15 protein-coding genes and 1 pseudogene are annotated in these 13372 nt (G+C 72.4%); 7 read left to right on the top strand and 9 right to left on the bottom strand.

All coding sequences use genetic code 11. The features are described from left to right. Window positions 1–574 precede the first annotated feature (574 nt). Window positions 575–1210, top strand: a pseudogene (locus tag AB0P41_RS19500) (NACHT domain-containing protein); the annotation flags it as partial. On the opposite strand, the gene AB0P41_RS19495 reads toward AB0P41_RS19500, so the two are convergent. Together AB0P41_RS19495 and AB0P41_RS19490 are read right to left on the bottom strand one after the other, a co-directional pair. Continuing rightward, window positions 1093–1428, bottom strand: coding sequence for a thrombospondin type-1 domain-containing protein (locus AB0P41_RS19495; protein WP_365933176.1), 336 nt, complete (start codon window positions 1426–1428; stop codon window positions 1093–1095). The pseudogene AB0P41_RS19500 and the gene AB0P41_RS19495 sit on opposite strands and share 118 nt — an antisense overlap. Before the next feature lie 1685 nt (window positions 1429–3113). Continuing rightward, on the bottom strand, window positions 3114–3833 hold the full coding sequence (locus AB0P41_RS19490) for a VIT family protein (RefSeq protein ID WP_365933123.1): 720 nt from the start codon (window positions 3831–3833) through the stop codon (window positions 3114–3116). Between the two features lie 142 nt (window positions 3834–3975). On the opposite strand from AB0P41_RS19490, the gene AB0P41_RS19485 reads away from it, so the two are divergent. The 5 genes from AB0P41_RS19485 to AB0P41_RS19465 all read left to right on the top strand — a co-directional run bounded on the left by AB0P41_RS19485 (window position 3976) and on the right by AB0P41_RS19465 (window position 8794). After that, complete coding sequence (locus AB0P41_RS19485; RefSeq protein WP_356711886.1) at window positions 3976–4983, top strand: DEDDh family exonuclease; 1008 nt, start codon at window positions 3976–3978, stop codon at window positions 4981–4983. Window positions 4984–5046: 63 nt separating this feature from the next. Next, the gene (locus AB0P41_RS19480) at window positions 5047–5280 is read left to right on the top strand and encodes a hypothetical protein (protein ID WP_078850781.1); all 234 of its coding nucleotides are present in this window, start codon (window positions 5047–5049) and stop codon (window positions 5278–5280) included. A 68-nt stretch (window positions 5281–5348) separates the two neighbouring features. Next, window positions 5349–6149: an SURF1 family protein gene (locus AB0P41_RS19475; RefSeq protein WP_365933121.1), complete on the top strand. Its 801-nt coding sequence runs from the start codon at window positions 5349–5351 to the stop codon at window positions 6147–6149. 73 nt (window positions 6150–6222) lie between these two features. Continuing rightward, window positions 6223–8034, top strand: coding sequence for a glycoside hydrolase family 15 protein (locus AB0P41_RS19470; RefSeq protein ID WP_365933119.1), 1812 nt, complete (start codon window positions 6223–6225; stop codon window positions 8032–8034). Between the two features lie 4 nt (window positions 8035–8038). After that, window positions 8039–8794 (top strand): SDR family oxidoreductase, encoded by a 756-nt coding sequence (locus AB0P41_RS19465; RefSeq protein WP_365933117.1) that lies wholly within the window; start codon window positions 8039–8041, stop codon window positions 8792–8794. A 70-nt stretch (window positions 8795–8864) separates the two neighbouring features. On the opposite strand, the gene amaP is transcribed toward AB0P41_RS19465, so the two are convergent. The 5 genes from amaP to AB0P41_RS19440 are packed head-to-tail and all read right to left on the bottom strand — an operon-like array spanning window position 8865 to window position 11199. Next, complete coding sequence (gene amaP / locus AB0P41_RS19460; protein ID WP_356711894.1) at window positions 8865–9443, bottom strand: alkaline shock response membrane anchor protein AmaP; 579 nt, start codon at window positions 9441–9443, stop codon at window positions 8865–8867. Window positions 9444–9447: 4 nt separating this feature from the next. After that, entirely contained in the window at window positions 9448–10134 is a 687-nt protein-coding gene (locus AB0P41_RS19455; RefSeq protein WP_365933115.1) for a DUF6286 domain-containing protein, read from the bottom strand. Beyond that, on the bottom strand, window positions 10131–10484 hold the full coding sequence (locus AB0P41_RS19450; protein ID WP_365933114.1) for a hypothetical protein: 354 nt from the start codon (window positions 10482–10484) through the stop codon (window positions 10131–10133). Before AB0P41_RS19450 ends, AB0P41_RS19455 begins: the two co-directional genes overlap by 4 nt. Beyond that, window positions 10481–10672, bottom strand: coding sequence for a hypothetical protein (locus tag AB0P41_RS19445; protein WP_030920082.1), 192 nt, complete (start codon window positions 10670–10672; stop codon window positions 10481–10483). The genes AB0P41_RS19450 and AB0P41_RS19445 overlap by 4 nt, the downstream gene beginning before the upstream one ends. A 32-nt stretch (window positions 10673–10704) precedes the next feature. After that, window positions 10705–11199 carry an Asp23/Gls24 family envelope stress response protein gene (locus AB0P41_RS19440; protein WP_356711901.1) on the bottom strand — a complete coding sequence of 165 codons (495 nt, stop codon included), beginning with the start codon at window positions 11197–11199 and terminating at the stop codon, window positions 10705–10707. Between the two features lie 92 nt (window positions 11200–11291). On the opposite strand from AB0P41_RS19440, the gene AB0P41_RS19435 reads away from it, so the two are divergent. Further along, the gene (locus AB0P41_RS19435; RefSeq protein ID WP_356711903.1) at window positions 11292–11987 is read left to right on the top strand and encodes a hypothetical protein; all 696 of its coding nucleotides are present in this window, start codon (window positions 11292–11294) and stop codon (window positions 11985–11987) included. A gap of 76 nt (window positions 11988–12063) precedes the next feature. On the opposite strand, the gene AB0P41_RS19430 is transcribed toward AB0P41_RS19435, so the two are convergent. Then, window positions 12064–12855, bottom strand: a complete 792-nt coding sequence (locus AB0P41_RS19430) for an enoyl-CoA hydratase/isomerase family protein (RefSeq protein ID WP_365933111.1) — start codon at window positions 12853–12855, stop codon at window positions 12064–12066. 156 nt (window positions 12856–13011) lie between these two features. Beyond that, a complete protein-coding gene (locus tag AB0P41_RS19425) occupies window positions 13012–13233 on the bottom strand; it encodes a helix-turn-helix domain-containing protein (protein ID WP_018518904.1) in 222 nt (73 codons plus the stop codon). Window positions 13234–13372 lie beyond the last annotated feature (139 nt).

Below are 13372 nucleotides of genomic sequence, written 5' to 3'. Positions count from 1 at the left end.
GAGCGGTACGGAAGTTGCGCTGATCCGACTGGCCACCACGGTCGTCGGCACGGTCGCCAGGTCACTGCTGACCCCCAGGCCCGGCGCCGGGCTGGTCCCGGACCCGGTCCGGCCGCTTCCCCGCCCCGCGAAACCGGACCGGCTGGTCGAGGTGCTCGGCGGCAGGCTCACCGAGCGGTACGCGGACCTGCCCGAGCACGAGCGCCTCGCGGCCCTCGACTCCGTACACGCCGCCTTCGCCACGGCCGGTGACCTGGACGCGGAACGGCTGTTCGCGCTCGGCCTGGACGCCGGCCGGCTGCGGGCGGAGCTGTCGGCGCCCGCGGCCGGTCTCGCGCCACGCGCGGCCGAGCTGTACGAGGAGGTGCTCGGCCGGTGCTGCGAGCACCTCGTCGAGCAGTTGACCGCACACCCGTCGTTCGCCGCCCGTGCGGCGGTGGAACAGACCCGGGCGGGGGCGCGGACGCGGGAGCTGGTGGAGGACGTGCGCAGCCGGGTCGGCCCCAGGCCGGACGCCGCCGCTCTCGCCTTCGAGCAGCGGTACGCCGATTTCGTGGCCACGACGAACAGCCGGATGGGGCTGTTCGGGCTGACGCTCGGCCGGTCGGCGAGCGAGTGGCCGCTGGAGACGGCGTACATCAGTCTGAGCGTGAGCGGCGAGACGGCCGGGCAGGACGGACTGGACCGCACCGCCCCGACGACGCTCTCCATGGAGCAGGCGCTGTCCGGGACGGGCCGGCTGCTGCTGCGCGGCCCGGCCGGCTCCGGCAAGAGCACACTGGTGCAGTGGCTGGCGCTGAACGCGGCCCGGCGCACGTTCGGCAGCGGTCTGGAGGACTGGAACCGCTGCGTGCCGTTCGTCCTGCGGCTGCGCGCCTTCGCCCAGCACGGGACACTGCCCACCCCCGAGGAGTTCCTGCGCGCGGCAGGCGTGCCGCTGCACGGCGCCGAGCCGGCCGGCTGGGTCGACGGGCTGCTGACGGAGGGGCGGGGCCTGATCCTGGTGGACGGGGTCGACGAGGTTCCGGCCCGGTTGCGCCACCGTACGGAGATGTGGCTGAAGCACCTGATCGCTGCCTACCCGAGGTGCCGTTACGTGGTGACGACCCGTCCGTCGGCCGTACCGGAGAGCTGGCTGGCCGGATTCGGATTCGAGGCGCACTCCCTGCTGGCCATGGAACGCAAGGATCTCCTCGCGTTCATCGGCCACTGGCACGCGGCCGCCCGCTCCGAATGCCCGGAGCCGCAGGAGCGCGAGCAGCTCGAGGTGTACGAGGCCTCGCTGCGGCGCGCGGTCACGACCCGCCTCGACCTCGGCCGGCTCGCGACGAATCCCCTGATGTGCGCCCTGCTCTGCGCGCTGAACCGCGACCGGCGGATGCAGCTGCCCCGGGCCCGTAAGGAGCTGTACGACGCCGCGCTGGACATGCTGCTTGTACGCCGCGACACGGAGCGCGAGATCATCGGCGTCGAGGGCGTCGACCTGACCCGGGAGGAGCAGACGGCGCTGCTGCAGCGGCTGGCGTACTGGCTGATCCGTAACGGCCAGGCGGAGGCCGACCGCGACGAGGCCCTGGCCATGGTGGCCGAGTGGATGACGGCGATGCCCCAGGTCCGGGGCACGGCCGAGGAGGTGTTCGCGCACCTGCTGATCCGGAGTGGTCTGCTGCGCGAACCTGCCCCGCGGGCGGTGGGCTTCGTGCACCGGACGTTCCAGGACTACCTCGGGGCGAAGGCCGCCGTGGAGGCCCGCGACTTCGGCGTGCTGGTCAAGCACGCGCACGACGACCAGTGGCACGACGTGGTTCAGATGGCGGTGGGCCATGCCCGCCCCGACGAACGGGCCCGGCTCCTGCGCCAGTTGCTCAAACGCGCCGACCGGACACGCGAGCACCGGAACCGGCTGGTGCTGCTGGCCGCGGCGAGCCTGGAGCACGCACCGGAGCTGGACCCGGCCGTGCGGGCCGAGGTGCAGCAGCAGACCGCGGCCCTGCTGCCGCCGCGCAGCCGGGCGGAGGCGGAGGAGCTGGCCGGGGCCGGCGAACTGGTCCTGGAACTGCTGCCGGGACCGGACGAGGCCCCGGGCGCGAACGCGGCGGGCTACGTCGTGCTGACGGCCGCCCTCGTCGGCGGTGACGCGGCCTACGAGGTGATCAAGCGCTACCGGGAGGACGGGCGGGACTCGGTGGCCGCCCAACTCACCTACGCGTGGAGCTCCTTCGACGCCGAGACCTACGCCCGGGAAGTGCTCGCGCCACAGACGTGGAGCCGGGTCGACGTGTCGGTGGCCGACGCCCGGCAGATGGCTGCCCTGCGCCATGTCCCGGAGGCACGGCGTATCCGGCTGCAGGGCGACCACGGGGATCTCTCCTCGCTGGTCCCCAGAAAGGACATGTGGCGGCTCTTCGTCTACGACAACGAGGCACTGACAGGCATCGAGTCCCTGGCCTCGATGCGATCACTCACCGAGGTGGGTCTCAGCATGTGTCCCCGGATCAGTGATATCAGCCCTCTGGCGGATCTCAGGCTGACCTGGCTGTCGCTGGTCCGGCTGAATCCCGGCCTGCCGAAGGAACACCTGGAACCGCTCACGGAGATCAGCGAGCTCACCCTGAGCCATCGCTTTCCCGTCGAGAGCGTCGGCGAACTGGCTCTGGGCCGTCGCCTCAGGACACTCTTCCTGGGCCGCGAGGCCGGAGACCTGACCCTGGAGGGCATCGAACAGTGGACGGAACTCCGGGAGCTCGGACTGGTCGACCTGCGGCACCTCAGGTACGTGGGCCGCACCCCGTTCTTCCAGCGCCTCACCCGTCTGGACCTCGCCCAGCTGGCCCTTCCCGACCTGGCCCTGCTGAAGGGCCTCACGTCCCTGCGCGCACTCGTCCTCACTCACTGCCTGCTCACCAAGGGCCTGGGGCCCCTGCGGGAACTTCCCGCCCTGAGCCATCTGTACCTGTACTCCACCTACGACGACGGCCCGGTCGATCTGACACCGCTGGCGGATCTCGAAGGGCTGACGGTGCACCTGGGTGCCGACACGATGGCCATCGGCACCGACCTCTTCGCGCCGGAGCAGATCCTGCGGGACATGTAGAGGCGCTCGGGGGCCGGCCTCACACCCCCGCCGCACCCAGCAGCGCCCCCGCCGCGTACGTCACCCCCATGGCCACCGCTCCCCCGGCCATGTTCCGCAGCACCGCGCGCCGTACCGGTGCCTCGCCCAGGCGGGCGCTCCACCAGCCGGTGAGGGCCAGCGCCGCGAGCACCGACACGACGGTGACCGGCAGCCGCACGGAGACGGGGGGCAGCACGATCGCGAGGAGCGGCAGCAGCGCGCCCACGGTGAACGCCAGGAAGCTCGCCCCCGCCGCGTGCCACGGGTTGGTCAGCTCGTCCGGGTCGATGCCCAGCTCGACCTCGGCGTGGGCGCGCAGCGCGTCGCGCTGCGTGAGCTGGACGGCGGCCTCCCGGGCGAGAGTGTTGCTCAGCCCCTTCTCCTCCAGCAGTCCGGTCAGTTCGTCGAGCTCGGCCTCCGGGGTCTCCTCCAGCTCCCGCTTCTCGGTGGCCAGGGCGGCCCTCTCCGAGTCGCGCTGGGTGGACACCGAGACGTATTCGCCCGCCGCCATCGACATGGACCCCGCGAGCAGCCCGGCGAGGCCGGCCGTCAGCAGGGTGGAACGGGCGTCGGTGGCCCCGGCCACGCCGACGACGAGGCCGGCGGTGGAGACCACCCCGTCGTTGGCCCCGAGGACCGCGGCCCGGAGCCAGTTGAGCCGGGTGCCGAGGCCGCCTCGGTGGGGTTCGTCGTGTGTCTGCGCATGCGGGTCCGTCACCCCGGGAGCGTCTCACCGCGCCCTCCCCGGGCGCATCCCCGACCCGCGTCTCCGGAGGCGCGGTCAACTGCTCGGAAGCGGCTCCGCGTTCGCTTCGGGGGCCGCCCGGATAGGCCGCTGTCGGTCCCGGCCCGTATTCTCTGTGACCATGCTCGACGACCGTCAGACCGCAGCGCCGTGGCCGGCCGCGTATCCCCAGGGGTACGCGGTCGTCGACGTGGAGACCACCGGACTCGCCCGCGACGACCGGATAGTGTCCGCTGCCGTGTACCGACTGGACGCGAGAGGCGAGGTCGAGGACCACTGGTACACCCTGGTGAATCCCGAGCGGGACCCCGGCCCCGTCTGGATCCACGGGCTGACCAGCGATGTCCTGGAAGGCGCCCCGCTCTTCCCCGAGGTCGCCGCCCAGCTGTCCGAGCGGCTCGCCGGCCGGGTGCTCGTCGCCCACAACGCCGCGTTCGACTGGTCGATGATCGCCCGGGAGTACGCGCGTGCGGCGGTCACCGCGCCCGTCGAGCAGCGGCTGTGCACCATCGCGCTCGCCAAGGAGCTCCGGCTCCCCCTGCCCAACCACAAGCTGGAGTCGCTGGCCGCGCACTTCGGCGTGGTGCAGGAGCGCGCGCACCACGCGCTGGACGACGCGCGGGTGCTGGCCGAGGCCTTCCGGCCGAGCCTGCTCGCCGCGGCGAGGGACGGGGTGCGGCTGCCGCTGCTGGAGTGCCGCCCGCTGACCGAGTGGTACGACTCCCCGGTCACCCCGCGCGCCGGGTACCGCCCCTCGGGAGGCCAGGGCAGCTGGCGCCCCTCGCGCAAGCGGCCCGCGTGCCCGTATCCGAACCCCGGGCGCTACGAGTCGGACAAACCCCTCATGCAGGGCATGCGGGTGGCGTTCTCCGGTGACACGTCCGTCGACCGGGAGCTTCTGGAGGACCGCGCGGTGGAGGCGGGTCTGCACGTGGCGACCAGCGTGTCGCGGCTGACGAGCCTGCTCGTCACCAACGACCCGGACTCGGCGACGTCGAAGACGGTGAAGGCGAAGTCGTTCGGCACCCCCGTCCTGGAGGAGAGCGCCTTCACCCATCTGCTGAGGGACGTCGCACCGGCCAGGACGGTCGCCGTGCCGAAGCCGTCACCGTCATCGGAGTGAACCGGGGGCGACTCGCCCCGCTTCGGCTCGCCCGCCGCGGCCCGGCGTCCCACCCTGTGGCGCATGGCACGTTGTGAGGTTTGCGGAAACGACTACGGGATGTCCTTCGAGGTGCACGCGCAGGGCGCGGTGCATGTCTTCGACTGCTTCTCCTGCGCCATTCACCGCATGGCGCCTATCTGTGAGCACTGCCGGGTCCAGGTCATCGGCCAGGGCGTCGAGGCCGACGGTCACTGGTACTGCGGCGGCCACTGCGCCCGCGCCGAGGGAAGGGCGGGCATCGTGGACAAAGTATGACGGGCCGGCCCGTCCGCACGGGGGACCCTCCGTGCCGCACCCCATGACCCCGGTTGTACGGTCATGGGGTGTACCGCTTCCTGTTGACCCGGCAGTGGGTGATTCTCACCCTCCTCGTCCTCGCCATGATTCCCACGATGGTGGAGCTGGGCTTCTGGCAGCTGCACCGGCATGAACACCGGGTCGAGCAGAACGCGCTGATCACACGGAACCTGGAGGCGGACCCGGTCTCCGTCACCCGTCTCACCTCTCCCGGACACACGGTCCCCCGCTCCGACTACTGGCGGGCCGTGAAGGCCACCGGGACGTTCGACACCGAGCACGAGGTGGTCGTGCGCCGCCGCACCTCGCAGGACGAGCGCATCGGCGTACTGGTCCTGACCCCGCTGGACCTCAAGGGCGGCGGCACCGTCCTGGTCAACCGCGGCTGGGTCCCGGCCGCGGCCGACCAGCAGTCCTTCCCCGAGGTTCCCGCCCCGCCGCGCGGCGAGGTCACCGTCACGGGCCGGCTCAAGGCGGACGAGACGACGAGCGCGAGCGGCATCAAGGACCTCCAGGGCCTGCCGGACCGCCAGGTGATGCTGATCAACAGCTCCCAGCAGTCGCAGCTGCTCGGCCGTCCCGTGCTGGGCGGGTACGTCGAGCTGACCGCCCCCCAGCCCGCCGACGGCAGCCCCGAGACGATCGCCGCCCCCGACGACAGCTCCATCGGCCCGCACATGGCGTACGCCGTCCAGTGGTGGCTCTTCGCCGCCGGTGTCCCGGTGGGCTGGGTCATCCTCGTACGCCGTGAGAAGCGCGACCGCGAGGAGGCCGCCGCGGACAAGGACGGCGACACCGCGGCACGGCCGGAACCGGCGACCGCGTAGGGCCTGGGCCGCACCGTCCGTTCGTACCGCTTTCGCTGCTTAGCGGGGCTCAGGTTCGGGAAGACGCCAGAGCGTGACCCCACGCATCGAGGACTACGCCATCATCGGCGATCTCCAGACCGCCGCCCTGGTCGGCAGGAACGGTTCTGTCGACTGGCTCTGTCTGCCCCGCTTCGACTCGGGCGCCTGCTTCGCCGCCCTGCTCGGCGACGAGGACAACGGACACTGGCGCATCGCCCCCCAGGGCACGGACAGCACCGACACCTGCACCCGGCGCGCCTACGTGGGCGACTCCCTGGTCCTGGAGACCTTCTGGGAGACCAGGACCGGGACCGTCAAGGTCATCGACTTCATGCCGCAGCGCGACAAGGCGCCCGACGTCATGCGGATCGTCGAGGGCGTCAGCGGCAGCGTCGACATGAGCTCCGTCCTGCGGCTGCGGTTCGACTTCGGTTCCGTGGTCCCGTGGATGCGCCGCTCGCACGGCCACCGGGTGGCCGTCGCGGGCCCCGACTCCGTCTGGCTGCGCAGCGAGCCGCCGGTGAAGACGTGGGGCCAGCAGTTCAGCACCTGCTCCTCCTTCACGGTCGCCGAGGGCGAGACCGTGGCGTTCGTCCTCACCTGGCACCCTTCGCACTCCCCCCGCCCCAAGCTGATCGACCCTCACAAGGCGCTGAAGCACACCCTCACCGACTGGGCTAAGTGGGCGGCACGGTGCACCTACCACGGCAGGTACCGGGAGGCGGTGCTCCGTTCCCTGATCACCCTGAAGGCACTCACGTACGCCCCCACCGGCGGGATCGTGGCGGCCCTCACGACCTCGCTACCCGAGGAGATCGGCGGCGTACGGAACTGGGACTACCGCTACTGCTGGCTGCGGGACTCCACGCTCACCCTGGCCGCGATGGTCTCGGCCGGATACGTGGAGGAGGCGGCCGCGTGGCGGGACTGGCTGCTGCGGGCCGTGGCCGGCGACCCCGCGGATCTCCAGATCATGTACGGGCTCGCCGGTGAGCGCAGACTTCCCGAGACGGAGCTGCCGTGGCTGCGGGGGTACGAGAACTCCCTGCCGGTCCGCATCGGCAACGCCGCCGTGCGACAACAGCAGCTCGACGTGTACGGCGAGGTCATCGACTCGCTCAGGCTGGCCCGCGACGCCGGGCTCGACGACAAGCCGCACGCCTGGAACCTTCAGCTCAGTCTGCTCGGCTTCCTGGAATCCACCTGGCGTGAGCCGGACGAGGGGCTGTGGGAGGTCCGGGGGCAGCGCCGCCATTTCACCCACTCCAAGGTGATGGCCTGGGTCGCGGCCGACCGGGCGGTGCGCACCCTGGAGGAGAACCCCGGTCTGCCGGGCGACGCCGACCGGTGGCGGGCGATGCGGGACGCCGTGCACGCGGAGGTCTGCGAGAAGGGTTACGACCCCGTGCGCAACACCTTCACCCAGTACTACGGCTCCCAGGAGCTGGACGCCTCGACGCTGCTGATCGTGCGCACCGGCTTCCTGCCGCCGGACGACCCCCGGGTGACGGGGACCGTCGACGCGGTGAGCCGTGAGCTCGCCCACGACGGTCTGATCCGCCGCTACAGCACCGAGGGCGTGTCGGTGGACGGGCTCCCCGGGGACGAGGGGGCGTTCCTCGCCTGCTCCTTCTGGCTGGTCGACGCCCTGACCCGGACGGGCCGGAGGGACGAGGCCGAGGCCCTGTTCGAACGGCTCCTGGAGCTGCGCAACGACGTGGGGCTGCTGGCCGAGGAGTACGACCCGGTGGCCCGGCGCCAGCTCGGCAACTATCCGCAGGCGTTCAGCCACATCGGCCTGGTGAACAGCGCGGTCGACCTCGCCGGTGCGGTCGACCCCGCCGGCGAGGACTTGGCAGGATAGGGCCATGGATCTTGGACTGAAGGACCGTGTGTACATCGTCACCGGAGCCACCCGCGGGCTGGGCAACGCCACCGCGCGCGCCCTGGCCGCCGACGGCGCGAAGGTGATCATCTCCGGGCGTGACGAGAAGACCGCCGCCGAGGCCGCCGCGGAGCTGGGCCCCGACGCCGTCGGGCTCGCCGCGGACAACGCCGACCCGCTGGCCGCCAGGCGGCTGGTGGACGCGGCGAAGGAACGCTTCGGCCGGCTGGACGGCATCCTCATCAGCGTCGGCGGCCCGGCGCCCGGCTTCGTCACCGACAACACGGACGACCAGTGGCAGTCGGCCTTCGAGTCGGTCTTCCTCGGCGCCGTGCGTCTGGCCCGTACGGCGGCCGAGGCGCTCGGCGAGGGCGGCGTCATCGGCTTCGTCCTGTCCGGCTCCGTGCACGAGCCGATCCCCGGCCTGACCATCTCCAACGGGCTGCGTCCCGGTCTCGCCGGCTTCGCCAAGTCCCTCGCCGACGAGCTGGGCCCGCGCGGCATCCGGGTGGTCGGGGTGCTGCCGGCCCGGATCGACACGGACCGGGTGCGCGAGCTGGACGCCTTGTCCGGCGACGCGGACGCGTCCCGTACGGCGAACGAGGCGCGCATCCCGTTGCGCCGCTACGGCACCCCGGAGGAGTTCGGGAAGACCTCGGCCTTCCTGCTCTCCCCGGCCGCCTCCTATCTGACCGGCATCATGGTGCCGGTCGACGGCGGCGCCCGGCACGGTTTCTGACGGCTCCCCCAGGAGGGCGGGTCCCCGGGGATCCCCGGAGCGGATCCCCGGGCCGTTCCCGGGGCGCCCGTCAGGTCACCCGCTCCGCGCGGTGCTTGACCGCCTTCAGCCGGACCTCGGCGGGCAGCTCGTCCAGCCCGGCCGAGGTCCGCGCGTGGGTCAGCGCCCCCTCGGAGAGACCGCGCAGCACCAGTCCCGGGGACGCGTGCGGCTCCATCAGCAGCCGGACCCGTGCGCGGGGTGCGGTGCGCCGGCCGGTCAGCGTGGCCCTGGCCCCGGACACCCCGTCCAGGGCCCCGGCCTCGTCGCCGAGCGCGCTCTCCAGGGCCTTGCCGCGCAGCAGCGCTCCCTCGCCGTCGCCGCTGTCGACCAGCACCTCGGAGAGGCGCCCGCGGCGCAGCTGGGCCAGGAGCCACCACAGCGCGAGGACGACCAGAACGGCGAGGACCGCGATGACGGTGGGCCACCACCAGCCCTCGTCCCGCCACCTGGTCCGGTCGGCCTTGCTGAGCAGCACGTCGTCGGTGCCGCCGAAGGGCCACCAGGAGGGCGCGGACAGCCCGAGTCCCGTGGCGAGAACGGCGCCGCCGACGACGACGAGGATCAGCCCTGCCAGGCCGAGCAGGACCCGGTTGACGGTTTTGATCACGGGTTCACCCCTTCTTCGCCGGCCGGCGCACGTGAACCGAGAGGCCGGGCGGCCGCGCCAGGCCCAGTTCGCTGATGGCGTTCGTCAGGACGGTGTCCAGGTCGGCCCTGACATCGTCGAGTTCACGGAAGTGCGGGAGGGCGCGCACCTTCGCCTTGCGTCGGCTCGTCCTCACCCGGACGGACTGCACACCGGGCACTTCCACGGCCCGGTCGCGCAGGACGAAGGCGGCGGCGGTCCGGTCGAGCCCGGCCCGTACACCGGTGTGCCGGCGGGTCATGGGAAGCAGGGCGCGGAGTCCCGGGGTGAGGGCCAGGAGAAGCAGCCAGAGACCGAGCGCGGCCGCCAGCGCCGAGCCCGCGAGGACCCATACATCGTCCAGGTGACGGCTCGCCAGGTCGTCGGCGGCCGAGCGCCGCCACTGCATGGCCGGGTGGTCGGCCCGCACCGCCGCGATGTCGTACAGCAGAAGGCCGGCGCCGCCGAGCACGATCAGCGCGAGCAGGGCGGCGGGGATCCTGCGCCCCGACCAGAAACGGCCCGCCCTGCCGGCGGTCCGCTCCTGCGCGGGGGCGGCTTCGTAGGTGGAACCCGACGCGGACTGGTCCATCTCCAGCACGCCGCCGGGTGGCGACGACTCGACGACGGGCAGACGGCGCGTGCTGTTCTCCGGGTCCTGGGGCTCGGTCATCGGATGCTCCCCTCAGGCGCGGTGCCCTCTCCTGACCGGTGCAGCCGTTCGACCTGCACCGCCACTTCGGGCACCACCATCCCCGCGAGGTCCCTTACCCGTTCGGCCACGCGACGACGCACCGCGCCGCACTGCCGGCCGATGTCACAGGGATAGGCCAGGTCGAGACTGACCCGCACCCGGGCGGTGTCACGGTGCACGGTGACCGTGGCGCGCGGTGCGTCGGCGTCCTTGGGCCGTTCGTCGACGGCCTCCTTCGCCGCCTGCGCGGCGATCTTCGCGACGACCCGGTCGGCGATCCGGGTCTGCCCTCGCGCGGCGGCGTCGACCCGGTCTGTCACCCCCGTCACCGTCGCCGGTCGCCGCGCTCGCGACTCCGGAAGAAGTCGCCGGGTTCGAGGTCGCCGTCCAGGAAGCGGCCGGCGATGAAGCCGACCGCGCCCAGCGCGGCCACCAGCAGAAAGGCCCCGAATCCACCGAAGTATCCGGCGAAACCGAGCGCCATGCCGGCCACCAGGCCGACCACAGCCATGCTCATCGTGTGCTCCTCAACTGCCGCGCGGGGAAGGCCTACTGGACGCGTGACTCGGACTCGTCCTCGTCGTCGTCCTCATCGGGCAGCTTGACGTCGCTCACGGCGATGTTGACCTCGACGACTTCGAGGCCGGTCATCCGCTCGACCGCCGCGATGACGTTCTCGCGCACGTCGCGCGCCACTTCGGCGATCGCCACGCCGTAGTCGACGACGATCTCCAGATCGAGGGCGGCCTGCGATTCGCCGACCTCCGCCTTGACTCCGCGGGACACGGACTTGTTGCCGCCGGGCACCCGGTCGCGTACCGCGCCGAACGTCCGGGAGATGCCGCTGCCCATCGCGTGGACCCCGACGACGTCCCGTGCCGCCATTCCGGCGATCTTCTCGACCACGCCGTCGGCGATGGTGGTGCGGCCGCGTGTCGCGGGGGCTCCCCCGCCGCGCTTGTTGAACTGGCTCTGCCTGCCGTCGTCCCCGCCGGTCACACTGCCGGGGTTGTCGGGCCGGTTCCGCTGTGGGCTCTCGGTCATCGCCGCTCTTCCCTTCGGGGCGGGTGAACTTCCGTGGCCCACAGTAAGTGCGCTTGCCCGGTCCCGCGCCGTGGATGGGGCAGGGTGGAGCAATGACAACGGCTGACAGCCCGCACCGGGCGGATGGATGGACGTCTGCGGTACGCCAACGGCTCGGCCTCGGCAGACTGCTCCCTCTGGGCGGCCCCGCAGACGGATCCTGGATCGCGGAACGAGCGGCGGCGGAGGTGCTGAGGGACGCCGCGGCCGGAACGGGGGCCGCGCTCGGGAAGCTCAGGATCGGGCCGGCCGACGAGGACAGCGCCCCGGATCCCGTGGTGCCACGGCCTCCCAGCGGTCTGCGGCCCGGACCGCTGCGCATCGAGGCCGGCTTCTCCGCCACGGCGCGGCGGCCGCTGCCCGCCACCGCTGACGCCTTGCGCGCGGCGCTGCTGGCGGCGGCGGCCCAGCGGCTCGGCCTGGTGGTCGACGAGGTGGACCTCAGGGTGACGGAGCTGCTGGAGGAGGAGCCCCGCCCCGCCACGGAGCCGTCCGCCGTCGTCCACGCGGCGGAACCCGACGGATCCGCGGGAACGACGGCGGCGGGGGTACCGGGCGTCGTCTCGTTGACGCGGGTGCTGGGCAGCGCGGTGCAGCTCTCGGAAGGACATGTCCAGGTGGAGCTCGCGACAGCGGGGGACCACCGTGCGCTCGATGTCGCGCAGGCGGTGCGCGGAGCGGTGGCCGAGGCCCTGGAGGGCAGGCCGACGGTCGCCGTGGTGGTCACAGCGGTCGTGAACCGGGGCTGACACGGCCCCCCGCCGGACGGCGGGGGGCGGGGCATGCGGCTGCTGCCCAGCCGGGTTCAGCCGGGTTCAGTCGGGTTCAGTCGGAGAGGCCCGCGAGGTCGCGCAGACGGCGGCCCTGGGCGGCCCGCTCGGCGGTGCGCTGCTCCTCGTACGTACGTGAGAGGGCGCCGCTCAGCAGTGCCTTGGTCTCCACGACCGCGTCGCGCGGGGCGGCGAGCAGGGCCCCGGCCAGGTCGCGCGCCGCCGCGTCGAGCTGGTCGGCGGGGACGACGAGGTTGGCGAGGCCGGTGCGCTCGGCCTCCTCGGCGTGCACGAAGCGGCCGGTGGCGCAGATTTCCAGGGCGCGGGCGTATCCCACCAGGTTCACCAGGGGGTGGGTGCCCGTGAGGTCGGGGACGAGACCGAGACCGGTCTCGCGCATGGCGAACTGCACGTCCTCGGCGACGATTCGCAGATCGCAGGCGAGGGCGAGCTGGAAGCCGGCACCGATCGCGTGTCCCTGGACGGCCGCTATCGACACGATGTCGTTGCGGCGCCACCAGGTGAACGCCTCCTGGTACTCGGCGATGGTCGCGTCGAGTTCGGCCTCCGGGCCGCGCGCCATGTCGAGGAAGGACGGCTCGCCGTCGAAGCCCTCGGGTGCGAATGCCTGCCGGTCGAGGCCCGCGGAGAAGGACTTGCCCTCGCCGCGGAGCACGACGACCCGCACGCTGCCGGGGAGTCCCCGTCCGGCCTCTGTCAACGCCCGCCACAGAGCGGGAGACTGAGCGTTGCGCTTGGCCGGGTTGGTGAGCGTCACCGTGGCAACCGCGTCATCGACGGTGAGCCGTACGCCGTCCTTGTCGAGCACAGAGTCGAGCGAGGTCATGGAGCGCCTCCGGATCGGGTGCAGTCAGCACTTACTGGCAAGTAACTGAACTGAACAGTAACCACCCGGACGACCTCGCGGTCGGCCGGGTGGCCACCCGGTGTTCCGGTGAGCCCCGGGAGCGGACGCACGCCCGCTCCGAACCCGCTGCCGCCGTCAGGCCGTGGCGGCCTTCTTGCCGCGAGTCGCTCCGCCGCGTCCCCGCAGCGTGACTCCGGACTCGCTGAGCATCCGGTGGACGAATCCGTAGGAGCGGCCCGTTTCCTCGGCCAGCGCCCGGATGCTCGCACCGGAGTCGTACTTCTTCTTCAGGTCTGCCGCGAGCTTGTCGCGCGCGGCGCCGGTCACCCGGCTGCCCTTCTTCAGAGTCTCGGCCACCCGTGCCTCCTCAAGGAAGTGCGCTCTGGACTCTCATGATCACCCCTACCGCGCCTCCTGGCCACCCATTCGGCAAGGTCCGTACGACCCGATTCCGCGCAGGGAAGCGGCAGAACACAAGCGGAATCAGGCATTCCAG

The organism is Streptomyces sp. NPDC079167, assembly GCF_040686735.1.
GTDB lineage: Bacteria > Actinomycetota > Actinomycetes > Streptomycetales > Streptomycetaceae > Streptomyces.
The sequence above is the reverse complement of the archived record's forward strand: the minus strand, read 5'-3'. Positions and strand labels throughout refer to the sequence as shown.

Bases quoted from the DNA above. Each gene is read 5' to 3' on its own strand.
- AB0P41_RS19495 (WP_365933176.1), bottom strand. From the start codon at position 1,428: ATGTCCAGCGCGGCGTCGTACAGCTCCTTACGGGCCCGGGGCAGCTGC.
- AB0P41_RS19440 (WP_356711901.1), bottom strand. From the start codon at position 11,199: ATGACCGAGAGCCCACAGCGGAACCGGCCCGACAACCCCGGCAGTGTG.
- AB0P41_RS19480 (WP_078850781.1), top strand. From the start codon at position 5,047: ATGGCACGTTGTGAGGTTTGCGGAAACGACTACGGGATGTCCTTCGAG.
- AB0P41_RS19455 (WP_365933115.1), bottom strand. From the start codon at position 10,134: ATGACCGAGCCCCAGGACCCGGAGAACAGCACGCGCCGTCTGCCCGTC.
- AB0P41_RS19430 (WP_365933111.1), bottom strand. From the start codon at position 12,855: ATGACCTCGCTCGACTCTGTGCTCGACAAGGACGGCGTACGGCTCACC.
- AB0P41_RS19435 (WP_356711903.1), top strand. From the start codon at position 11,292: ATGACAACGGCTGACAGCCCGCACCGGGCGGATGGATGGACGTCTGCG.
- AB0P41_RS19445 (WP_030920082.1), bottom strand. From the start codon at position 10,672: ATGAGCATGGCTGTGGTCGGCCTGGTGGCCGGCATGGCGCTCGGTTTC.
- AB0P41_RS19465 (WP_365933117.1), top strand. From the start codon at position 8,039: ATGGATCTTGGACTGAAGGACCGTGTGTACATCGTCACCGGAGCCACC.